This is a genomic window from Streptomyces sp. NPDC093065, from assembly GCF_044754585.1.
Classification (GTDB): domain Bacteria; phylum Actinomycetota; class Actinomycetes; order Streptomycetales; family Streptomycetaceae; genus Streptomyces.
Map to the genome: position 1 here is coordinate 69,958 of NZ_JBIVPJ010000022.1, position 20,324 is coordinate 90,281.

Here is a 20,324-nt window from a genome sequence, read left to right on the forward strand (position 1 = left end):
GCGGTCGTACGGGGTCGACGTCCGCCGTCGTACGGGGTCAGCGTCCGCCGTTGTACGGGCCGTACGGACCGTCGCTGCTGGAGCCGCGGCGGCTGCTGCGGCCGCCGCCGGACATGCCGCGCAGGGCGGGCCGTACGTCGACCATGTACACGATCGTCGCGATGAGACCGATGATCGGCAGGAACGACAGGATGTTGAAGATCAGGTTCACCACGAAGGCGAGCCCGAGGATGATCAGCCAGAACGGCTTGGTCTTCTTGTCGGCCGCGCGGTAGGCGTCCTCGCGGCGCGTGGCGGCGTCGATCAAAGCGAAGCCGCTGAAAAGGATCAGGGCGATGCTCAGCAGCCACATGAAGCCTGCGAACCCCTGCATCAGCACAACGTCCACCACCAGAATCGGATCGTCATTACGCGGTCACCGTACCCGCACAACGGGCCGGACACCCCAAGGGTGCCCGGCCCGCTCCCCACTCGTGACGCCCCGCCCTACTTGGCGGGCGGCGTCGTCTTCCTGGCGGTGGTGCTCTTCTTCGCCGGCGCCTTGCGCGGGGCGGGGGCCTTCTTGGCCGCGGCGGACTTGTCCTCGGCGACCCGGACCGGCTCGGACTTGGCCGTCGCGGGCTTGGCGGCGGCGGGCTTGGCCGGGGCGGGCTTCGCCGGCTCGACGGCCACGGCGAAGTCCTCCACGTCCTCGGCGAGGTCCTCGATGCCGTCGGCGGCCTGGCCGCGCCAGGTGCGCACCGCGTGCTCGCCGCGCTCGGCGACCTTCTCGTAGGTCTCCCGGGCCTTGACGGCGTACTCGGCGGCGACGCCGACGGAACGCAGCGCGAGGTCCTGGGCCGTCTCGCCGAGCTTCTTGAAGTCGGCGTCGAGGTTGCCGAAGAGCTCGTTGGCCTTGGCCTGGAGGCTGCCCTGGGTCTCCTTGACGCGGGCCGTCGCCTTCTCCTGGACGGCCTTCGGGTCGGTGTTGCGTACGGCGTCGATCCGCGCCGGGGCCTCCGCGCGCAGCTGCTCCACCAGCACCGGCACCTTCTTGGCCTGCTGGAAGGCGAGATCGGCGGTGCCCGCGGCGAAGTAGAGCGGGGTGGGGTCGCTGAAGGTCTTGCGCAGGTCGTCGGTGATGGCCATGGTGATGGTCCTCCGGAATTGCTTACGTTTGAGGGTTTTTTACTGATTCAGCCCCGTCGACAGCGGCATCGGCGCCGGCGTCCGCATCGGCCTCGGCATCATCCGCGTCCGCCCCGAAGCCGTTCTCCTTGCGGAAGGACTCGTAGACCTGGAGCAGCACCTGCTTCTGCCGCTCGTTCAGCGAGGGGTCGGCGAGGATGACCGCACGCGTCTCCACGTCGTCCCGGTCCCGCTCGGCGTCGAGGATCCCCGCACGGACGTACAGCGTCTCGGCGGAGATCCGCAGCGCCTTGGCGACCTGCTGGAGCACCTCCGCGCTCGGCTTGCGCAGCCCGCGCTCGATCTGGCTCAGGTACGGGTTGGACACGCCCGCGGCGTCGGCGAGCTGCCGCAACGACAGCTGCGCGTTGCGCCGCTGCTCGCGTAGGTACTCACCGAGATTGCCGACGTTGAGCGATGCCATGCCTCCACCATGCAGCACCCCGCTAACTATTGCAAGCAACATGCTTGCAACAGTGTCGGGCCCCGGGACCTCAGAACGTGAGCCTGAGCACGATGTGACGTGTCTCGCTGAAGGTGACCCAGTCTCGGTCTATCTGAACCATCTGATCGCGTGTCGCAGTCAACCTTGACTATCTGCCGATCTGTCTCGCTCTTTCTGACCCACCGCTGCATCCGGCTGTCTACGGTCGTTGCACCTGGTCAGCGCCGAGTCGGGGGTGCCTGGTGGAGCCGGAGGACTTCTGGTTGGAGTACGTCGATGCGCGAGGCGAGTCGCTCGGCGGGGCGCTTGAAGTGATGTGGCCTGTCCGGTTCGAGGCGGCCGGACAGGTGCGCGCGTTCCCGTCGTATAGGGGGCAGCGCAATTTCTCGGGCTGGTACTGGGCAGCGACCTGCGCCGAGCTGGTGGGCTACGAGTCGTGGGTAGAGCTCGGGCACCTGATGCGACTCGACGCCGAACCAGACGTGGTGGCAGTGGCCTCACAGCCGTTCCGGCTGTCCTGGCGGTACGGCGGACGGGGCCGGCGAATCAAGCACACACCGGACTACTTCATACGCCGCCGGGAGGGCACTGCCGTCGTGCTGGACGTGCGTCCTGACGAGCGGATCGAGCCCGGGGACGCGGCGAAGTTCACAGCGACGGCAGAGGCCTGCGCCCGGGTCGGCTGGGGCTACGAACGGGTCGGGGTTCTCGATCCGGTGTTGGCGGCGAATCTGCGGTGGCTGTCGGGCTACCGGCATCCCAGGGTTCGGCAGGAGCCGGTGGCAAGCGCTCTGCTGGCAGCGTTCAGCGAGCCACTGGGGCTGCTGGCCGGGGCTCGCGCGGTCGGGGATCCGCTCGCGGTGCTGCCAGTGCTCTACCACCTGCTCTGGCGCAGCGAGCTGACAGCGGAGACGCGGGCGGAGCGCTTGTCAGCAGCGTCGCTGGTGCGGCCGGCGCCCGCAGCCGTGGGGGAGGTGGGCTGGGATGCCGACGCGTCCACGGCTGCTGTCGCTGGGTGACAGGGTCCGCTTCGACGGGCGGGAGCACACCGTGGCCGCCCTGCACGGCACATCGGTCCGCCTGGTCGACGACGCCCAGGCGGCGAGCGTCGTGCTGCTGGGGCACCTGCTGGCCTCGGAGGGCTTCGCCGTGCTCAGCACCGGTCCTGCGCGCCCGCCGTTGCCGGAGGAGGGCGTGCTGGATGGGCTGCCGGAAGAAGTGGTGGAGCGGGCCCGGTGGTGGCAGCGGCATCTGACCGAGCTGATGACGGGCCGCGTGGATGGTGATCCTCACACGCCCGTGAGGGCCGAGTACGACCCGGAGGTGCGCTCCGTGCGTCAGCGGGAGCTGGCCAAGCTCGCCGAACTGCGGCAGGGCGGCGAGGAGGTGGCGTTGAGCACGCTGCGCCGGATGCGGTCTCGCTTCGAGCGTGAGGGGGTAGCGGGCTTGGTGGACGGGCGGCAGCGCAAGTCGGCCACCGGCACGGGCCGGGCCGATCCGCGAGTGGTGGCCGCGATCGAGAAGGTCGTGAGCAGCCGGACCAATGAGGCGACGGTGTCCGCGCTGGTGCTGCGGCACCAGGTCGAGCGTCTCTTGGCGGATGAGCACGGCGCCGGAGAGGTCCCGATGCCCTCCAGGGCGACGTTCTACCGGCTGCTGGAGGCGGTTTCGACGGGGCGGCACCTGTTGGGCTCGGCTCGCACACGCCGGTCGGTGGGCAAGCAGCCGAAGCGGATGTTCGGGCAGCTGACCGCAGCCCGGCCGGGTGAGGTGGTGGAGATCGACTCCACGCCGCTGGACGTGATGGTCGTCCACGATGACGGGACGGTGGACCGCTGCGAGCTGACCGGGCTGGTGGATCTGGCGACCAGGACGCTGGCGGCGGTGGTGCTGCGGCCATCGACGAAGGCGGTGGACGCCGCGCTGCTGCTGGCCCGGGCGATGACACCGGAGCCGATGCGGCCCGGCTGGTCGGATGCGTTGCGCATGTCGCGGTCGGTTCTGCCCTATGCCTCGCTGTTGCCGCTGGACGAGCGGCTGGCCAAGGCCGCCGCGAAGCCGGTGCTCGTTCCGGAGACGGTGGTCAGCGACCGCGGCAAGGCGTTCATCTCGGACAACTTCCGCAATGCCTGCCGGCACCTGGGGATCTCGTTCCAGCCCGCACACCCGGACACCCCGACCGACAAGCCGCACATCGAGCGGACGCTGGGGTCGGTGGCGACGATGTTCGCCCAGTACGTGACCGGCTACACCGGCCGCAGTGCGGAGATGCGGGGCAAGGACCCGGCCGCGCAGGCGGCCTGGTCCATCCACGAGCTCCAGGAACTCCTTCAGGAATGGGTCGTCGCCGTCTGGCAGGTCAGGCCGCACGACGGGCTTCGGGACCCGCTGATGCCGGACCGTCCGCTGAGCCCGAACGAGAAGTACGCCGCGTTGGTCTCGGCGGCCGGATACGTGCCGGTCGCGCTCAGTCCGGAGGAGTACATCCAGCTCATGCCGCGCGAGTGGCGTGTCATCGGTCCTGGCGGGGTGCGGATCAACAACCGCACTTATGACGCCCGTGAGCTGGGCCCCTGCCGGCGCCAGCCCTCCGGGGCCGGTCCGGACGGCCGGCTCTGGGAGGTCCACTACGACCCCTACGACATCTCCTGCGTCTGGGTGCGCAACCACCGCGGCGAAGGATGGATCACCGCGACCTGGCGCCACCTGCGGACTTGCCCGATCCCGATGGGTGAACTGGTCTTCGACCGGGCCCACCAGGTGCTGGCCGAACGCGCTGGCCGTCGGCCGCACGAGGAGGAAGTCGCGCTCGTTGCTGCTGAGTTGCTGGACCGCGCGGCCGACGGTCCCGAGGGCGGGGCCGGGAGGCCCGCCCGCCGCGGCAACGGCGGGCGCCGAGCGGCCGAGCGGCGCGACCGCAAGGTCGCCGCCCGCACCAGGGCGACCAGCACCCCGGCCTGGCCCCGCCCCGAGCCACCAACGGCCAGCCCGACGCCCCGGCTCGAACCGGACCCGGATCCCAAAGCCGCCGAGGAGATGGAGGAGGTGGCGAAGGTGGTGCCGCTGGGCATCTTCGACGCCCGTGAGGAGGCGAAACGATGGTGGTGAACACACCCGACGAGCCCAAACAGTCGGCGGACGACGAACGGATCGAACCGCCCACCTCCCTGAGTGGCTGGCGCCGCTTCGTCGAAAAGGACCCCGCGACCTTCGACCTCGCTCCTCTCAAACTCTGGGAGTCCATGGACGACGAAGCGCGCGCCAACTACGACGAGGCTCGCATCGACTACCACTCCGAACTCCAGGTCGTGCGCACTTCTACCGTCAAAGAAGTTGCCCACCAAGGGCGCCTTTTGACCTTGCTGAACCGGCGCGAGCACGGCGCCCGCCGTGGCCTGATCATCTCCGGGGAGCGCACCACCGGGAAGACCACAGCGCTGCGGCAACTCGGCCGCCTGCACGAGCTTCGCATCCGGCAGCGTTACGGAGACAGCCGGCGCATCCCGGTGGTCTATGTGACGGCCCCACCCAAGGGTTCGGCCCGCAAGCTCGCGCTGGAGTTCGCCCGATTCCTTAAACTTCCGACCATTTCACCCAGGCACAACACCGCCGACATCACCAGTTCCGTCTGCCAAGTACTGACGGAAGCCCGCACCGATCTCGTCTTGGTCGACGAGATCCACCTGATGAACCTCGCCACCATCGCGGGTGAGGAGTTGTCCGACCACCTGAAGTACTTCACCGAGCACCTGCCCGCCACGTTTGTCTACGCAGGCATCGACGTCGAGCATTCCGGGCTATTCACCGGAATCCGGGGTGGCCAGATCGCCGGCCGCTGCACACTCCTGCACACCGCCCCCTTCCCACCAGGAGCGGAGTGGGAAGGGCTTGTAGCGACCATGGAGGACACCCTCCGGCTGCATCACCACACTCCCGGCACCCTGGCCAAGCTGCACGTCTACCTCCACCAACGCACCGGCGGCATGATCGGCAGCCTCTCTCACCTGATCCGGGCCGCCGCCATCTCGGCAATCCTCGACGGCAGTGAGCGGATCACCCGTCGCCAGCTGCACACCATTCACGTCGACCACGCCAGCGAGACCGCCTACCGGACATCGGCATGACCCACTCCGCGGACCTCTACGGCCCAGTCTGGCCGCTCCCCTTGGCCACCACCCCCTTCCCGAACGAGACCCTGCGGTCCTACATTGCACGGCTCGCCCTGCTCAATAGGCTTCCGCCCGAACGCGTACTCCGCCGCTTCTACGCAGCAGAATCGCCCATGGACGACGTGAGACTCCTGGCCATACGCAGCGGGCAGACTCCTCATCTGCTGATGCGGCATTTGCCCGAGGTAGCTACTCCAGGCTCGTGGCCCCACGAGCAGCACGAAGGTCTAGCCCGCAGCTGGGCCTGCCATGCCTGCGTCGCGGCCCGCACCGGACGAGACGACTGGAAAGTCGAAATCTGGGTCATCAGTGGGCACCATCACCTCTGCGTAAAACACCGCCGTTGGACGCGCACTCATCACGGGCACTACATGGCCAACTTCGCCGGCGCTGTCGATGGGCAGTTCAACCTCAACCGGGCCCCTGAGATCATCCACGCGCAGCGGAGACTCCATCGACTCTTTCGACAGCGGACACCCCGACGGGTTCTCGCTGCCTACCTGGAATGCGTCGAATTCTGGCGCGAGCTAGCCAAACACGGATATGCCGTCAACAGGACAGAACGCCTTCTCGACCTCATCGCTCCCGACGAGCCCATCGCTCATCGAAGTTACGCAAAGCGCGAAGCCGCTCTCCTGCCAGATCTCGTCGAAGTCCTGGGGCTCTACACATCACCGGTCTGGCGTCACCGAGCTCTCGGCAATTCCCGCGATGTTCAGCTCTTCCACCAAGAGTTCGAGCGTCGGTTGCCCCCAGAACGACAGCTGAGAACGACCGCCATCCCGTGGTTCAGGAGCGAAGCCACGCTTGTCGCGGAGAGAATCAACGAACGGACGGACGAACAGGAACGTCAACTGTTACGGGTCGCATCGGCGGCACCAAGCACCCCAGAGTGGTGGCCTCCGCTCATCATGCGCAGACTCCTGCGCCGCACCCCGTCTTGCGGACGCTGAACAGTTGGAAGCCCTTACGGCCCCAGTCATCCGGGCTCTGGAACTTGATGCGGCGGTCTGCGCCTCGCTCGCGCCACCGGGTCACTATCGCAGGGGAAACATCGCGCGCAGTCTCGGCAGCTTGCGTGCTGCCTCATCCTCGCACCGAACGTCCCACTGCTCACCGAGCGGTCCGGAGTTGTCACCTCCATCACCCTGCTCGGCGTCAACGGCTTCGTAGAAGGCTTCGCCGCACTCGTCGTCCACACCAGCCAGGATCCCGTACGCCTCCATGGCGACGTAGTCGAGCGACTCCCACCCGGGCCAGTCGTCGTTCCATACCTCCCGCGGACGACCCACCAGGGCCTGGACCTCCGGAGTGGCCGCCAGGACATCGGGATCAGCCACCGCCTGAGTGAAGGCTTCCCGGCCGAGTCCCACCATCCAGAGGCCGAAGTAACAGAATCCGTCATCTGAACACCAGCCGCCGAAGATCTGGTCCGCAGCTGCCCACAGATCCCACGTGAACGCTTCGTGTGTCACCTCGTCCAAGCGCACCTGGAACTGCACGACCTCTGCCAGCGACCTCTGCGACAGTGCGCCACGCAGCCACGCGAGCCGTTCGTCCGGCCCCTGTGCCTGCCGTCGGCACTCCTCGATGAGCTCCCAGAAGGAATCGATATCCACGGCGGCACTGTGCCAGGCACCTCTGACAACGCACAGTCCACGGACTATGTTCGAGCGGTGGAAAACCCGGAGATCATCATCAAACTCACCCCGGACGAGGCGCTGGTCCTGTCGGACTGGCTGGAGCGAGTGCAGATGACGGACCTCGTCCGTCTCGTCGACGATGCCGCGGTCTGGGCACCCCTTCACCGCATCGCCGGAACGCTCGATAAGTCGCTACCAGGAATCTTTTCAGCGGACTACGCCGAACGCCTGGAAGCGGCCCGCCGCAGGCTTGGTCCAGCCCTGGACGATGCCTCCGGAGACCACGAGGCGGCGGGCCCATGAAATCCCTCTCGGAAATGACCGAGCGCGAGTACTTCGCCAGCGTCGGCCGACGTCCCGGCATGTTCGTCGGCAGAACCTCCTTCCACATGCTGACCGCGTTCCTGACCGGCTACGACCAGCACGCTCTCCGGCACGATGGGCACGGGCTCACCGGCTGGCACGACTGGCTCATCGCCCGTCGCGGACGCGACTGCAACCACGCCTGGCCCGGCCAGGTCCTTCACATCGCCCTCCCGAACGGCTGGGACGACATCTGGAACCTTCCGCCTGAGGACGAGCAGCACGCGATCAAGGTCCTATTCGAGCTCCTCGACGAGTTCGCCGCCGAGTGCGAAGCAGCCCGAGGCACACGATTCCCTGAGAGGCATAGCCCTGAAAGGGGAGAATCCCGATGACGTCGAACGCGACGCTGGCCTAGCGTTCCGCCCATGACCTCCCCGGACGACGACATCGACGACAAGCCCAGTGTGACCATCCGCTGCCAGAACAACGCGTCCGTCAGCGTGACGTTCTGCGACCGGTTCAGCTTCGACGCAGACTCCGTGCACTATGCCGTCGAACTGCGCGCTCCCGGGTTGACCGCTCGCGTCGACGAGGTCGTCGCCTGGATCTGGGACAGCGACCTCACCGCGTTTCTGGAAGAGCTCGCCACCGACTACCAGGGATGGGACGGCGAAAGGAGCTGGCATACCAACGACCGCGACCTGACGGCGTCGGCGGCCTTCCGATCCGGCGGCTACGTCGGGCTGACCTGGGCCTTGCGGCCGTGGACGCAGGCCGCAGGCGGCTGGGGTGCCTCGGTGACCACCTGGCTGGAGGCCGGCGAGCAGATGGCTTCCCTCGCCGCCGATGTCCGGGCCTTCCTCGCCGAGGAGCACCAGTGACATCCGACATGCGCATCACCTGGACGCTTGCGGGATCCGGCTGGGCCGACTGCACCCTTGAAGGTCGCCAGGCGAAAGTCGAGCTCACCGCGTCCTACATCACGAGTGCGCCCGAGGAGCTCCTGACTGCGGTGGCCCGGCTCGTCGCCGGCGAGACAGAGACCCGTGCCCAGTTCGAGGCCGAGCCGACTGCCTACCGGTGGATCTTCTACCGCGAAGGCGAGGACACCTGGATCCGCGTGCTGGAACTGCGCGACGGCAGCGATCACGACAACAGGGGAACCGAGACCTGGTCCAGCCAGCTCGGCATCGACCAGCTCGCCCGCACCGTGATCCGCTGCTTCGACGAGGTCGCGCAGACTTATGGCGAGAGCGGCTATCGAGGCAAGTGGGGCGAACACTTCCCACGAACCGAGCTCGAAGCCCTCAGACGTCTCTGGCACGCCCACCACCGCAGCGAAAACACATAGCCGCGCCAGCCCGTAGCAAAGCAACGGCGGCCCTACTCCAGACTCCAACGGCGCACTCCAGCCGGGCCGCTGAGTTCGCGACGTCCGCCCCCGCACACCCGGGCGCGCCGCCGCCTAAGATCGCACATCAGGACGGAGCACAGTAAGCGGGGAAGGGCCAGGAAAACCGTGCGATTCGGCGTGATTTACGACAACCATCGCTTGGCCGAAGGTGGCGCCATGGCGGAGGATCTTTTCGATGCGCTCCTCGTCCACGACACCTGGGACGACGACGGGTACCGCACCATGTTCACGTTGCGTGTTCTTACGAGGGAGGGCTGGGTCGAAGTCGGCACCGTGAAGATCGGCCATGTGGCGACGGACGGCGAGGATTTCGGCAACTACCTGCTCCCGGAGCGCTTCAGCCGCCTGGACAGCTCGCGCTATTTCTCGGTGGGCCAGGATGAAAGCTATTACTACACGCTGAGCGAGATACCCGGCGCCGTCCGGGAGGAAGTACTCACCGCGCTCCGGGACATCGCCTACGACGAGGACTCATTCCGCCTCGCGCGGAACCAGAATGTGACCCGTACTTCGCTACTGCGCTTCGTCAAAATGTCGACCGTGCACGGCCAGCTGCGACGCATCGCACGCGGTGGAGCGCGCCGGGTAAGTTTCGATATCGCCTACGAGCCGCCGCTGCCACCGGCAATGGCTCCTGTAAGGTTTGAATTCAAGGTCGAACCAGGCTCTCGGCCGGCCAGCAATGTGCACGCCCTGACCGGACGGAACGGCGTGGGGAAGTCATATGTACTTTCCCACTTGGCCCGCGCCGTCGCTGCTGTCGAGCCACAGACACTGGAGCTCGGGCGGATCACCGAGTATGGCCGCGAGGGCCGCTCCTTCAACAACTTGGTGGCCGTCTCTTTCAGTGCCTTTGACGACTTCCCGCTCGTCGAAGGCGACGAAATGTTCATCGCTTCCTATGTGGGCCTGCGTGTTCAGGGTTCACGATCCCCCAGGTTCAAGACCCCTGGCGGGCTCAGGAAAGACTTTGCGCAGGCAATGAAGGCATGTCTGACGCGCGAGCGCAGCCCACAATGGATCAAGGCATTGCGCACCCTCGACTATCCCGGGAGCGGACTCCTGGAGGAGGGATGGCTGGAGAACTTCGAGAACACCGCCAGCCTGAACAGCCGCGAGAATAAAGCCCGGCAGCTCTTCCGCCACCTCAGCGCCGGCCACCGACTCGTTCTGCTCACCATGTCCCGGCTCATCGAGCACGTGAGTGAGCGGACCCTCGTCATCATCGATGAGCCGGAAACCCACCTCCATCCGCCCCTGCTGTCCGCGTTCATGCGTGCGCTGTCCGATCTCCTCGCCGAGCGCAACGGGCTGGCCATCGTCGCCACACACTCTCCGGTTGTACTCCAAGAGATTCCTGCCCACTGCGTCTGGAAGCTCTGGCGCTACGGCGGGCAGCTCGGAGCCGCGCAGCCCCGCATCGAGACGTACGGCGAGAACGTCGGCGTGCTGACTCACGAGGTCTTCGGTCTGGAACTCACCGAGGCCGGCTTTCTGCACGAACTACGGCGTCTGGTCGACGTCGGCTACTCCTACGACGCTGTCCTGGAACACTTCAGCGGACGGCTGGGCAGCGAGGCGCAATTGGTGCTCAGCGCCTTGCTCGGCCAGCGCGACGACGTGGAGGGACACGGCTGATGCAGCACATAGACCCTCCGACTTTCAACGCACGCGACGTCTACACCACCTGCATCGCCAACGCCCGCCCAAATAACCGAAAACGGCTGGAATCGTTCACCGACGCGGTGGCCGATGCAGCAAGCGCGTACGAGGCAGCCGCTCAGGGCCAGGCTCTTCACACCCTCACCGGCCTCGCCGCCACGCCTGGCACCCGTCGCGACCGCAAGGCACTGGAGGGGGTCTACACCGACCGGTTGGCCAAGGACCGCGCTCCGGGCCGCCGCATCTACGAGGCGCTCAAAGGTACGACCGACCAAGAAGGCCGTCGACGGGACAACCGGTGTCCACTGTGTGGGGAGGGCCTGGTAACCACACTCGATCACCACCTACCCAAGAACACGTACCCGCTGCTCAGCGTGGTACCGGTTAACCTCATCCCGGCTTGCCGCGACTGCAACACCGGCAAGCGCGCGACAGTCCCCATCAATGCGGGTGACCAGACCCTGCACCCCTACTTCGACGACTTCTCCCACCACCCCTGGCTTCGAGCTCGTCTCAGGAGGCCACGCGGCAATGAGCAGCCGTCGATGAAGTTCTTCGTTTCCCCCCACCCTGATTGGAGCGACACACTCACAGAACGCCTCCAGAAACACCTGAAGGTGTTCGACCTGGACTACCGGTACAGCCTTCTGGTGAGTAGCCACATCGCATCCACCAACCACGACCTCACGATGATGCCCACTAACTCCGTCGCCCCCTGGCTTGAGCACAAGGCCGAAGGCTGGCGCTACCGGGGTAACCCCAACACGATGGGCTATGCCCTGTTCAAGGCCCTGGCGGCCGACAAGTGGTATGTCAACGGCGGCTGGCGCGGCTCAAGCCCGGAGACAAACCTCGGCTAATCGGCCCGACAGCCATTCTCCGAGGGTGCAACAGCTCGCTGGGGCTGGACGTGACGCCGCAGTCAGTCCGCCGCGGGACCGACTGATGGCGTGGTCATCGGGTTCGCCGACCGGACCCCCTTTTACGGACCCCGGCTACGTGCAGAGGTCGGCGGCTTGTCGTCGGTCCTCTCCCGTGTCGTGATTTTGGGCGCACCACAGGCTGCACGAATCAGCTCGACGGCAGGACGACTGGGTTCGATGTCAACGGACAGCTGCTCAGGTCGAGTGAGACAGGCCATCCACCGACGTCTCACTCAACCTGAGCCACCCCAGGCCACCGCCTCGCGATGGCCCACTTCTACTGAGACGGGACAAGTACCCCGTCAACGGGCCCTCGACCCCACTCCGGTCGCCGCTGATCCCGACGGCCCGCAGGCGGGCGGGGGACCCCTGGGACAGTGTCATTCTCTGTGCTCCGCTCAACCTGGAGGAGTCGGTGCGGTGACAGGGTGCGCCACCCTACTCCGAAGTTACGTGTCGTGATGGCCCGTTCGCGCCCCGTGCGGGAGACTGCCGCGATGACCGACACAGACCTCGCCCGGGGAACCTTCGCGGACCCGGCCGTTCTGCTGCGCGCGTTCGGGTCCGCCCGCGCGGTGCTGTTCGACTTCGACGGTCCCGTCTGCGACCTGTTCGCGGGCGCGACCACGACGGACGTGGCGGAGCAGGTCAAACGGACGGCCCGGCGGTACTGGGGGCCGCTCGACCCCTCGGTCGAGAAGTGCGACGACTCCCACGGCGTCCTCGGCCCGCTCAGGGAAATGTACGAACGGTCCGTTCCCAGGCCCAGCAGCCTCCCGCTGGAACTCGCCGAGGCCGCCGTCACCGGCCTGGAGCGGCGGGCCGTACGCACCGCGGTCCCCACCGCGCACCTGTACGCCCTGGTGGACCTGCTGCTCGGCCAGGGCAAGCGTCTGGCCGTCGTCAGCAACAACGCGGAGGGGCCGATCCGGGAGTACCTCGGGGGTCGCGGACTCGGCTCGAAGTTCGACGGGGTCTTCGGCCGGTCGCCCCATGACGCACGGCTCATGAAGCCGCACCCGGACTGCGTGCACCGGGCCCTGCGCCACCTGGGCGTGCCCGCCTCGGACTGCCTGCTCGTCGGTGACCAGCTCACCGACCTGGGTGCCGCCCGGTCGGCCGGGACCGGCTTCCTCGGACTCACCGGGCACGCGGAACGCGCGCTGCGGATGGCGCGGGGCGGCGCGGACGCGGTGGTCTCCTCCTACCTCCCGGTCCTCCGGGCCGCCGACGGGTCGTCGGTCTGCGGGTAGCGGGTATCGGGTGGCGGTGGCCGGTGGCGCCTACTCCCGCGTCGCGCGCTCCTCGCGTACCACCCGCAGTACCGCTTCGAGGGAGTGGACGAGTACGTCCTCGCCCGCGGACCGCAGTTGCTCCTCCTTGCGGCCGTTCCTCGCGTACCCGAGGAAGGGGACACCGGCCCGCCTCGCCGCCGCCGCGTCGGCGGGGGAGTCGCCGAGCATCAGGGCCTGCCCGGGGGCGGCGCCCACGGCGTCGAGGGCGCGGTTGAGATGGTGCGGGTCGGGCTTGAGCAGGTGCGGGTCCCGGGTGCGGCCGTAGATGTGCGGGGCGAAGCAGTCCAGCAGGCCCCGGGTCGCCAGGTACCGGCTCACCACGCGGGGCGAGTTGTTGGTCGTGATCGCGAGACCGGTGCCGAGCGCGGTCCAGGTACGGATCAGGGGGTCGGCGTACGGGGTCGGCCGTGCGGTGGGTACGGCGCGCAGTTCCTCGCGGGTCAGCCGTTCCTCGAACTCGGCGACGAGGTCGCTCCGGCGGTGCCTGCGGTTGACGGCGCCCAGCAGGACCATCGGGTCCGGGTGGCTCTGCTCCTCCCGGGTCAGCAGGTCCTTGAACCCCGTCCCCTCCAGCCAGGCCACCAGTTCACCCGCCACCCGGGCGGCCGGGTGGCCCGCGAACAGTCTGCAGACGGGGCCGTCGAAGTCCCACAGGACGAGGCGGGCACCGAGGACCAGCTCCCGCACGCGCTCGGGCACCCCGGCGCGCCCGCCCCGCTCGCCCACCGGTTCCGCCCGTTCCGTGCGGGACGTCACGGGCTGAGCTCCATGGGCCTGGAGATGGTCCCCCACAGGCCGTCGAACCACTTCTGCGACTCCTCGACGAAGGCCCTGTCACCGCGGCCGATCTGCTTCCGGAAGGGGAACAGCAGCGAATGGGAGCCGAGCGCGTCGTACATCTGCAGCGTCCGGCCCTCGTACTCCTCCTCGCGCTGGTCCACCAGGTAGTAGCCGAAGAGCGCCTCCTTGCCGTTGAGCAGGTAGAGCTTCAACGGCGGGGTGAACGGCAGCGTGCGGAAGTCCACCCGTACGTCGACGCGCCGGCTGATCTTCCGCACGGCGAGCAGGTTGAGTTCGAGCACCCTGGCCTGGGCGTCGCGCATCCCGAGCCAGCGTCGGTGGACCGGATCGTTCTCCTCGTCGGCGACCAGAACGGGGAAGGCCAGCTTGATGTCCGGCGCCGGGAGCAGCACCCGGAACTCGATCGACTCCGGTTCGACGGCACCTTCCTGGAGCAGGCGGAGCGGCTCGCTGAGCGCGGACACCAACGTCTCCGAGGTGTGACACAGGACGTCGACCCGCACCTGCGGCTCCGAGAACGCCTCCGTCAGCCGGGGCCCCAGGGCCCACATCGTCTTCTGCGGCTCGTCGTCCCGGACGGGGGCGGGCTCGGCGATGCGGGGCGGGCTGCCCTTGCTGACGTTGGTGAGCAGCTTGTCGTCCTGGAGCGCGCGCAGCGCCTGGCGCACGGTGCCCCGCTCCACGCCGAACTCCTCGGCCAGCTCGGCCTGCGTCGGCAGGCGGTCGCCCGCCTTGAGGTCTCCCTCATTGATCCGCTTGCGCAGGGCATCGGCGATCTCCTGCGACGAGAGCCTTCTGCTGCCGTTCACGGACACGTTCTCCTGAGTCACGACCAAACGCTACAACTTTGCCCTACCTACTGGGAGTTGTTTGAAACTCGTTTATAGGTAGCAGCCAAGTGGGAACAACATAACTGAAGTTGGCTGCCAACATCACCCAGTTGGCGGAAGTCAATCTTCCTGATCCGCTCACTGCACCCGCTCGTCCGCGAACTTCCGGCCGCCCGAACGTCTTGAAGGGGGGAGACCATGGCCGTCCTCGCCCTCGTCTCCGCGGTCTGCGTCGTCACCTTCGAGCAGATCGTCCAGTGGCGCTACGGCGGCACCGGCATCGTCGGCCTGCTCCTGCTCGCCATTGGACTCAGAGCCGGGCGGCCCTCTGTCAGCTGCGCCGGCGCGGTGCTGCTCGCCCTCATGGTCGCGGATCCCGCGCTGTGACCTTGGCCGGTTCCCGTCGCATCGGGGCGAAGCCGGTGCAGGCCGTGCGGGCCGTACGCCACAACTTCACGCCATCCTGCCGCAGTTCGCGAGCGGGTGGTTACAAGCTTCTTCCAAGTGGAGATAACCAGAGATAAGTTGGTAGCCAACTTGAGCAACGTGGTCAGTCCTCAAGGGGGTTGGCCACCACGGTGACTGGGGGTCCACCATGCCGCTCATCGCCATCGTCGTCGCCGCTCTGGCCATCGGGTTCGAGCAGCTCGTGCAATGGAAGTACGGGCCGATGGGCATCATCGCGTTCGTCGCGCTGTCCGTCGGCATCAAGGCGAAGAACACCATGATCGGCGGTGTGGGCGCGGTGATCCTCGTGATGCTGCTCGCCCAGTCCGGCTGAACCGACGTACTGACCGGCCGGGCCCCCTTCCGGAGGGGAGCCGGGAGCCCGGCCGGTCAGTGGGCACCACGCACAACAACCACAACCACAACCGAAGAGCAGGAACAGCACGCGCTACGGATGCGCACGTCCACCGTCACCGGCGGAAGGGAGCCACCTCAGAACATGTCCGGGCACCAAGGCCGCCTGGACGTACGCAGCAGGGCGTCGGCCACACGGGCGGCGCCCGCTCGTTCTTCCCGCACCCGGCCGAGCGCGGCCAGCCGTACGGCCGACGCGTCGCCGAGCCAGAGCGCCGCCAGGTCGGCCACGTCCAGCACGAGGTGGGCGCTCTCGGTGGCCGGCGCGCAGGACGCCCCGTCCGGCCCCGCCTCCAGCCGCCACCGTCCGCCGGTCAGCCCGGCCCGGTCCACGACTTCGAGCACCACCGCTCCCCGCCCGTCGTAGCTCCGCGCCTCGAGCGCCTCGGCGACGTCCAGGATCCGCACCCACAGCCAGTCGGCCTGCGTGGTGATGCGGGCCGCGCGCGGGTCCGGCAGAAGGTGCGGGAGCAGGTCGTCGGGGGAGCGCCAGCCGCTCTTCACCGTCTGCACCCAGTCGACCGAGCACAGGTAGTGCCACAGCGCGCGCTCGGCCGCCGGGGTGACGCCGATCAGCCACTCGACGGTCGCCGTGTTCAGCGGCTGCTTGGCGTCGCCCCAGTGGTCGTCGGTCCGGTACGAGGCCAGGCCCTCGACCTCGCCGTCCGCCGAGCGGTACAGGGCGTAGCAGGGCTCCACCCAGGGCGTGCCGTTCATGTTCACGAGGCCGGTCCGGGACTGCCACCACAGCTCGGTGCGGCCGACCGCGCCCGGCTGGGCCCGGCGCAGCCGCTCGTGCAGCTCCGGTCCGAGCTTGCGCACGTCCTCGCCGTCCACGAGGTCGATCCGGCCGCCGTCCTCCGGGGCCGCCCAGCGCCGGTCGAGGCCGGCGCGGGGCACGTCGACCGCCCACTCGGTCATGGTGGTGGCGGGGCCGAAGCCGTACCGGCCGTAGATCGGGTACTCCGCCGCGATCAGCGTCGCGACGACGTCCCCGCGCTCCTTCGCCGCGGACAGGTCCTGCGCCATCATCCGGGTGAGCAGGCCGCGGCGGCGGTGGGTCGCGGTGACGGTGACGTTGGATATCGCGTCGGCGCGGACCGTGCCGCCCCCGACGGCGGTCAGCTCCTGGTCGAAGGACCGGAAGGTCGCCACGCACCTCTCGCCGTCGAAGGCGCCGAGCGACCGGCCGGGCACGAACTGCCGGCGCCGGGCCTCCACCTGTTCGGCGGCCACGGCGGGCGGCTGCAGGAACCCCGTGTTCAGCGCCCGGTTCCAGTCGGGGAACTCGGCCTCGGTGACGGGACGTACGTCGATCTCGGTGCGGTGGCTCATGGCCTCACGGTAGGTCGGCGTCCCCGCCCGCGTCGCGCGGATTACCGGGGGCCGGGGGCGTCAGAAGGCCGCCCGGATCTCCCCCACCTCCCGGCCGCCGCCGAGCAGCGGCGCGCGGCCGATGCGGTCGACCACCGGGCCGTCCACGCCCAGCAGGGTCAGGGCGCGGGCCAGGACCGGGCCGAGCGCCCGCCCCGCGCCGTCCTCGATCTTGAAGGCGAGGGCGCGGCCGTCCGGCAGGGCCACCGCCTGGACGGCCTCGGCGCCCATCTTGGAGAGGGTGCCGGGCACCTCGCGCATCAGCCAGGTGTCGGCGCGGCGGCTGCCGGCCACGTACTCGGGGTGGGCGCGCATCGCGTCGGCGACCCGGCGTTCGGCCGTACCGGGTCCGGCGGCGACGAAGGACCGGAAGGCGCGGGCCAGGCCGACCAGGCTGACCGCCATCAGCGGCGCGCCGCAGCCGTCCGTGCCGACGGCGGCCACCGGTTCGCCCGCCGCGTCCTCCACCACCTTGTGGATGATCCGCTGGAGCGGGTGCTCCGGGTCGAGGTAGGTCTCCAGCGGCCAGCCGCGCTGCGCGCAGACCGCCAGCATCGCGGTGTGCTTGCCGGAGCAGTTCATGGTGACGCGGTCGGGCGCGGCGCCCGAGGCGAGGTACGTGTCCCGCTCCTCGGCGTCCAGCGGCAGGTCGGGCGGGCACTGGAGCAGCGCCGGGTCCAGGCCGTACTCGTCCAGCATCTTGCGGACCAGGTCCCGGTGAAACGGTTCTCCGGAGTGGCTCGCGGCGGCCAGCGCCAGCCGCTCCCCCGCGAGGTCGAGACCGGCCCGCAGGACACCGGCCGCCTGCATCGGCTTGTTGGAGGAGCGCGGGAAGACCGGCGCCGTCACCTCCCCCAGGGCCAGTTCCACCGCCCCGTCGGCGCCCAGGACGACCAGGCTGCCCCGGTGCCGCCCCTCGACGAAGCCGGACCTGACGACCTCGGCGAGGACGGGCGGCACGACGGGCGAGAGCGCGGACGTGGGCGCGGACCGGTCCGTCTGCGACGGCTGGTCCGCACGTGACGACTGGTCCGCACGCGGCGGCTGGTTCTCACGCGACGGTTGCGACGGCTGCGGCGGCTGGGGCGCGGGCATCGGCGGTGGCCTTCCGGAACGGGCGACCCCCCGCGGCGACGGCCCGGGATCACCGGGCCCGGGGGCGGCGCGGATGGCCGCCCCCGTGTCACACGAGCAGGTCGTCGACTTGTGCTTCCCCTTCACGGTACCGGCGGGCGATCTCCGCGCTGCAGTCGTCCGCCGTGCGCTGGAGGCGCTGCCGGTTCCGGGAGACCTGCTGCTCGTAGCGCACGAGCCGCCCCATCCCGGCGGTCAGCTCGACGTCGGTGCGGGCCGCCAGGTCGGACAGCTCCACCTCGCCCAGCATCTCCGCGGCCAGCCGCCGGCACTCCTCACTGCGCGGAGTGGCCAGCGTCACGTGGCGGGCGGAGGAGCGCTGCCGCGCCGGTGCGTCGGCGAGGATCTCCGACAGCCGCTCGACCACGGACCCCGTCGCCGCGGTGGTGACCACGGACGACGACGGCGTCGACCCGCGCTCCGCCAGCTCCGCGCGCAGGATGTCGATACGGCCCTGCAGCAGCCGCCGTACGTAGCTGAGGTCGGCCTCCTCGCGCTGGGCGTCGCGGCGCAGCGCGCGCACGTCCGGCAGGCTCAGCGAGGCCAGGTCCCGCTCCGGCGGATCCGCGGGCAGCTCCGGGCTGTCGGTGCGCTGCACGGGCGCCCGGGGCGCCTCCAGGCCGCCCGCTCCGCCCGGACCATCGGGACCACCCGGACATGTCAACGCGGCAGTCCCGAACGACCGCCCCGTACTCGGTGTGCTCATGTGCCTCAACCGTCCCCTCGCCCGGCGTCTGGGAGCATCGTGCCACCCCACGTGGCCGCTATGTGACCGAGTGCCCACGATCGGCCCCGATCGGCCCCAGATGGGGGGTTACGGCGCGATACGAAACTCCGTGCGGGCCCGCCCGTCCACACCCTGGGGACGCACGGCATCATGACGGCATGCGTGCAGTGGTGCAGAGGGTGGACGGCGCGAGCGTCGTCGTGGACGGCGAGACCGTGGGCGCGATCGACGGCGAGGGCCTGTGCGTCCTGGTCGGGGTCACCCACGAGGACACCGGGGAGAAGGCGGCGCAGCTGGCCCGCAAGCTCTGGTCGGTGCGGATCCTGCACGACGAGAAGTCGTGCAGCGACCTCGACGCCCCGCTCCTGGTCATCAGCCAGTTCACCCTGTACGGCGACGCCCGTAAGGGCCGCCGGCCCACCTGGAACGCCGCCGCGCCCGGCGACGTCGCCGAGCCGCTGGTCGACGAGGTGGTCGCGCAGCTGCGCGCGCTGGGCGCGACCGTGGCGACGGGCCGCTTCGGCGCGCGGATGCGGGTGTCCCTGACGAACGACGGCCCGTTCACGGTCCTCGTGGAGGTCTGAGGCCCCTACGGCTCGACGACCGTCTCCTGCGCCGCCGCCGTGTCCTCGGCCGTCAGCCGGGCGTCCACCGGGACGTTCCGCTTGACCAGGGCGAGGGCGACCGGGCCCAGCTCGTGGTGGCGTACGGAGGTGGTGACGAAGCCGATCTTCCGGCCGTCGGGGCCGTCGTCCGCGAGGCGGATCTCCGCCCCGTTCGGCGGCAGGTGGACCTCGCTGCCGTCCAGGTGCAGGAAGACCAGCCGGCGCGGCGGCTTGCCGAGGTTCTGCACCCGGGCGACGGTCTCCTGGCCGCGGTAGCAGCCCTTCTGGAGGTGTACGGCGGTGCCGATCCAGCCCAGCTCGTGCGGGATGGTCCGGTGGTCGGTCTCGAACCCGAGCCGGGGACGGTGCTGCTCGACCCGCAGCGCCTCGTGGGCGAGGATCCCGGCCGCGGGCCCGGCCTCGGCGGCGAACGCCTCCAGCTCTTCCCTGGGCAGGAAGAGATCACGCCCGTACGGCGTCTCGCGGACGGCGGCGGAGTCGGGGGCCCGGGCGATCGACCCGGCCGGCAGGTGCACGACCGCGGTGTCGGCGGTGCGGTCGGCGACCTCGACCCGGTAGAAGAACTTCATCGACTCCAGGTAGGCGATCAGCGCCTCCTGGGTGCCGGGCTCCACGTGGGCCCAGACGGTCGTGCCGTCGTCGACGAGGTACAGGGCGTGCTCGATGTGGCCGTTCGCCGAAAGGATCAGCGCCTCGGTGGCCTGGCCGGCCGGCAGGTCGCTGACGTGCTGGGTGAGCAGCAGGTGCAGCCAGCTCAGCCGGTCCTCGCCCGTGACGGTGACGACACCGCGGTGGGAGAGGTCGACGAAGCCGGTGCCGTCGGCGAGGGCACGCTGCTCACGGAACAGGTCGCCGTAGTGGGCGGCGACGCCTTCGTCCACGCCCTCGGCGGGAACGGCGCCGGGCAGGGACAGCAGGGGGCTCTTCATACGCCCAGCCTACGACTC

The 20,324-nt window shown here is 69.2% G+C and carries 24 protein-coding genes; 13 read left to right on the forward strand and 11 right to left on the reverse strand.

Annotated features, from left to right (window positions below; translation table 11 throughout):
* Positions 1 to 37: 37 nt before the first annotated feature.
* The 3 genes from ACIQFU_RS30775 to ACIQFU_RS30785 all read right to left on the reverse strand — a co-directional run bounded on the left by ACIQFU_RS30775 (position 38) and on the right by ACIQFU_RS30785 (position 1,591).
* Entirely contained in the window at positions 38 to 373 is a 336-nt protein-coding gene (locus ACIQFU_RS30775; protein WP_381666681.1) for a DUF2516 family protein, read from the reverse strand.
* A 113-nt stretch (positions 374 to 486) separates the two neighbouring features.
* Positions 487 to 1,128 carry a hypothetical protein gene (locus ACIQFU_RS30780; RefSeq protein ID WP_402555841.1) on the reverse strand — a complete coding sequence of 214 codons (642 nt, stop codon included), beginning with the start codon at positions 1,126 to 1,128 and terminating at the stop codon, positions 487 to 489.
* 22 nt (positions 1,129 to 1,150) lie between these two features.
* Positions 1,151 to 1,591, reverse strand: a complete 441-nt coding sequence (locus ACIQFU_RS30785; RefSeq protein WP_402555843.1) for a helix-turn-helix domain-containing protein — start codon at positions 1,589 to 1,591, stop codon at positions 1,151 to 1,153.
* Between the two features lie 263 nt (positions 1,592 to 1,854).
* Here ACIQFU_RS30785 and ACIQFU_RS30790 point away from each other — a divergent pair, with 263 nt between their 5' ends.
* Genes ACIQFU_RS30790 through ACIQFU_RS30800 form a run of 3 tightly spaced genes read left to right on the forward strand, consistent with a single transcriptional unit; the run spans position 1,855 to position 5,736 of the window.
* A complete protein-coding gene (locus tag ACIQFU_RS30790) occupies positions 1,855 to 2,631 on the forward strand; it encodes a TnsA-like heteromeric transposase endonuclease subunit (protein ID WP_402555845.1) in 777 nt (258 codons plus the stop codon).
* Positions 2,597 to 4,720, forward strand: a complete 2,124-nt coding sequence (locus ACIQFU_RS30795; protein WP_402555846.1) for a Mu transposase C-terminal domain-containing protein — start codon at positions 2,597 to 2,599, stop codon at positions 4,718 to 4,720. The genes ACIQFU_RS30790 and ACIQFU_RS30795 overlap by 35 nt, the downstream gene beginning before the upstream one ends.
* Positions 4,711 to 5,736, forward strand: coding sequence for a TniB family NTP-binding protein (locus ACIQFU_RS30800; protein ID WP_402555848.1), 1,026 nt, complete (start codon positions 4,711 to 4,713; stop codon positions 5,734 to 5,736). The genes ACIQFU_RS30795 and ACIQFU_RS30800 overlap by 10 nt, the downstream gene beginning before the upstream one ends.
* A gap of 716 nt (positions 5,737 to 6,452) precedes the next feature.
* Here ACIQFU_RS30800 and ACIQFU_RS30805 read toward each other — a convergent pair.
* Entirely contained in the window at positions 6,453 to 6,635 is a 183-nt protein-coding gene (locus ACIQFU_RS30805) for a hypothetical protein (protein ID WP_392086517.1), read from the reverse strand.
* Between the two features lie 183 nt (positions 6,636 to 6,818).
* Positions 6,819 to 7,400, reverse strand: a complete 582-nt coding sequence (locus ACIQFU_RS30810; protein WP_402555850.1) for a DUF4240 domain-containing protein — start codon at positions 7,398 to 7,400, stop codon at positions 6,819 to 6,821.
* Between the two features lie 57 nt (positions 7,401 to 7,457).
* Between ACIQFU_RS30810 and ACIQFU_RS30815 the strand changes: the two genes are divergently transcribed.
* From ACIQFU_RS30815 to ACIQFU_RS30845, 7 genes are all read left to right on the forward strand, one after another.
* Complete coding sequence (locus ACIQFU_RS30815; protein WP_402555851.1) at positions 7,458 to 7,727, forward strand: hypothetical protein; 270 nt, start codon at positions 7,458 to 7,460, stop codon at positions 7,725 to 7,727.
* Complete coding sequence (locus ACIQFU_RS30820) at positions 7,724 to 8,122, forward strand: hypothetical protein (RefSeq protein WP_402555852.1); 399 nt, start codon at positions 7,724 to 7,726, stop codon at positions 8,120 to 8,122. The genes ACIQFU_RS30815 and ACIQFU_RS30820 overlap by 4 nt, the downstream gene beginning before the upstream one ends.
* A 33-nt stretch (positions 8,123 to 8,155) precedes the next feature.
* Positions 8,156 to 8,611 carry a DUF6228 family protein gene (locus ACIQFU_RS30825; protein WP_402555853.1) on the forward strand — a complete coding sequence of 152 codons (456 nt, stop codon included), beginning with the start codon at positions 8,156 to 8,158 and terminating at the stop codon, positions 8,609 to 8,611.
* Positions 8,608 to 9,081 (forward strand): hypothetical protein, encoded by a 474-nt coding sequence (locus tag ACIQFU_RS30830; RefSeq protein WP_402555854.1) that lies wholly within the window; start codon positions 8,608 to 8,610, stop codon positions 9,079 to 9,081. Before ACIQFU_RS30825 ends, ACIQFU_RS30830 begins: the two co-directional genes overlap by 4 nt.
* Before the next feature lie 168 nt (positions 9,082 to 9,249).
* A complete protein-coding gene (locus ACIQFU_RS30835) occupies positions 9,250 to 10,782 on the forward strand; it encodes an AAA family ATPase (protein ID WP_402555856.1) in 1,533 nt (510 codons plus the stop codon).
* Positions 10,782 to 11,666, forward strand: coding sequence for an HNH endonuclease (locus ACIQFU_RS30840; RefSeq protein WP_402555858.1), 885 nt, complete (start codon positions 10,782 to 10,784; stop codon positions 11,664 to 11,666). The genes ACIQFU_RS30835 and ACIQFU_RS30840 overlap by 1 nt, the downstream gene beginning before the upstream one ends.
* Positions 11,667 to 12,226: 560 nt before the next feature.
* Entirely contained in the window at positions 12,227 to 12,982 is a 756-nt protein-coding gene (locus ACIQFU_RS30845) for an HAD family hydrolase (protein ID WP_402555860.1), read from the forward strand.
* Between the two features lie 30 nt (positions 12,983 to 13,012).
* Here the strand turns inward: ACIQFU_RS30845 and ACIQFU_RS30850 are convergent, their stop codons facing one another.
* Complete coding sequence (locus ACIQFU_RS30850) at positions 13,013 to 13,780, reverse strand: HAD family hydrolase (protein WP_402555861.1); 768 nt, start codon at positions 13,778 to 13,780, stop codon at positions 13,013 to 13,015.
* On the reverse strand, positions 13,777 to 14,661 hold the full coding sequence (locus ACIQFU_RS30855; protein WP_402555863.1) for a GntR family transcriptional regulator: 885 nt from the start codon (positions 14,659 to 14,661) through the stop codon (positions 13,777 to 13,779). Before ACIQFU_RS30855 ends, ACIQFU_RS30850 begins: the two co-directional genes overlap by 4 nt.
* A 192-nt stretch (positions 14,662 to 14,853) precedes the next feature.
* On the opposite strand from ACIQFU_RS30855, the gene ACIQFU_RS30860 reads away from it, so the two are divergent.
* Positions 14,854 to 15,042: a hypothetical protein gene (locus tag ACIQFU_RS30860; protein WP_402555865.1), complete on the forward strand. Its 189-nt coding sequence runs from the start codon at positions 14,854 to 14,856 to the stop codon at positions 15,040 to 15,042.
* A 208-nt stretch (positions 15,043 to 15,250) separates the two neighbouring features.
* Entirely contained in the window at positions 15,251 to 15,436 is a 186-nt protein-coding gene (locus tag ACIQFU_RS30865; RefSeq protein ID WP_030403580.1) for a hypothetical protein, read from the forward strand.
* 158 nt (positions 15,437 to 15,594) lie between these two features.
* On the opposite strand, the gene ACIQFU_RS30870 is transcribed toward ACIQFU_RS30865, so the two are convergent.
* The 3 genes from ACIQFU_RS30870 to ACIQFU_RS30880 form a co-directional block, all read right to left on the reverse strand.
* On the reverse strand, positions 15,595 to 16,851 hold the full coding sequence (locus tag ACIQFU_RS30870; RefSeq protein ID WP_402555867.1) for a GNAT family N-acetyltransferase: 1,257 nt from the start codon (positions 16,849 to 16,851) through the stop codon (positions 15,595 to 15,597).
* A 60-nt stretch (positions 16,852 to 16,911) separates the two neighbouring features.
* Positions 16,912 to 17,985, reverse strand: coding sequence for an asparaginase (locus ACIQFU_RS30875; RefSeq protein WP_402555869.1), 1,074 nt, complete (start codon positions 17,983 to 17,985; stop codon positions 16,912 to 16,914).
* Positions 17,986 to 18,073: 88 nt separating this feature from the next.
* On the reverse strand, positions 18,074 to 18,730 hold the full coding sequence (locus ACIQFU_RS30880; RefSeq protein WP_402555871.1) for an aerial mycelium formation protein: 657 nt from the start codon (positions 18,728 to 18,730) through the stop codon (positions 18,074 to 18,076).
* A gap of 179 nt (positions 18,731 to 18,909) precedes the next feature.
* Here ACIQFU_RS30880 and dtd point away from each other — a divergent pair, with 179 nt between their 5' ends.
* Entirely contained in the window at positions 18,910 to 19,335 is a 426-nt protein-coding gene (gene dtd, locus ACIQFU_RS30885; RefSeq protein WP_402555873.1) for a D-aminoacyl-tRNA deacylase, read from the forward strand.
* A gap of 5 nt (positions 19,336 to 19,340) precedes the next feature.
* Here dtd and ACIQFU_RS30890 read toward each other — a convergent pair whose 3' ends face one another.
* Positions 19,341 to 20,306, reverse strand: coding sequence for a YgfZ/GcvT domain-containing protein (locus ACIQFU_RS30890; RefSeq protein WP_402555874.1), 966 nt, complete (start codon positions 20,304 to 20,306; stop codon positions 19,341 to 19,343).
* Between the last annotated feature and the right edge of the window lie 18 nt (positions 20,307 to 20,324).

Bases quoted from the DNA above. Each gene is read 5' to 3' on its own strand.
- ACIQFU_RS30775 (WP_381666681.1), bottom strand. From the start codon at position 373: ATGCAGGGGTTCGCAGGCTTCATGTGGCTGCTGAGCATCGCCCTGATC.
- ACIQFU_RS30780 (WP_402555841.1), bottom strand. From the start codon at position 1,128: ATGGCCATCACCGACGACCTGCGCAAGACCTTCAGCGACCCCACCCCG.
- ACIQFU_RS30785 (WP_402555843.1), bottom strand. From the start codon at position 1,591: ATGGCATCGCTCAACGTCGGCAATCTCGGTGAGTACCTACGCGAGCAG.
- ACIQFU_RS30795 (WP_402555846.1), top strand. From the start codon at position 2,597: ATGCCGACGCGTCCACGGCTGCTGTCGCTGGGTGACAGGGTCCGCTTC.
- ACIQFU_RS30800 (WP_402555848.1), top strand. From the start codon at position 4,711: ATGGTGGTGAACACACCCGACGAGCCCAAACAGTCGGCGGACGACGAA.
- ACIQFU_RS30820 (WP_402555852.1), top strand. From the start codon at position 7,724: ATGAAATCCCTCTCGGAAATGACCGAGCGCGAGTACTTCGCCAGCGTC.
- ACIQFU_RS30825 (WP_402555853.1), top strand. From the start codon at position 8,156: ATGACCTCCCCGGACGACGACATCGACGACAAGCCCAGTGTGACCATC.
- ACIQFU_RS30840 (WP_402555858.1), top strand. From the start codon at position 10,782: ATGCAGCACATAGACCCTCCGACTTTCAACGCACGCGACGTCTACACC.
- ACIQFU_RS30845 (WP_402555860.1), top strand. From the start codon at position 12,227: ATGACCGACACAGACCTCGCCCGGGGAACCTTCGCGGACCCGGCCGTT.
- ACIQFU_RS30860 (WP_402555865.1), top strand. From the start codon at position 14,854: ATGGCCGTCCTCGCCCTCGTCTCCGCGGTCTGCGTCGTCACCTTCGAG.
- ACIQFU_RS30865 (WP_030403580.1), top strand. From the start codon at position 15,251: ATGCCGCTCATCGCCATCGTCGTCGCCGCTCTGGCCATCGGGTTCGAG.
- ACIQFU_RS30870 (WP_402555867.1), bottom strand. From the start codon at position 16,851: ATGAGCCACCGCACCGAGATCGACGTACGTCCCGTCACCGAGGCCGAG.
- ACIQFU_RS30875 (WP_402555869.1), bottom strand. From the start codon at position 17,985: ATGCCCGCGCCCCAGCCGCCGCAGCCGTCGCAACCGTCGCGTGAGAAC.
- ACIQFU_RS30880 (WP_402555871.1), bottom strand. From the start codon at position 18,730: ATGAGCACACCGAGTACGGGGCGGTCGTTCGGGACTGCCGCGTTGACA.
- dtd (WP_402555873.1), top strand. From the start codon at position 18,910: ATGCGTGCAGTGGTGCAGAGGGTGGACGGCGCGAGCGTCGTCGTGGAC.
- ACIQFU_RS30890 (WP_402555874.1), bottom strand. From the start codon at position 20,306: ATGAAGAGCCCCCTGCTGTCCCTGCCCGGCGCCGTTCCCGCCGAGGGC.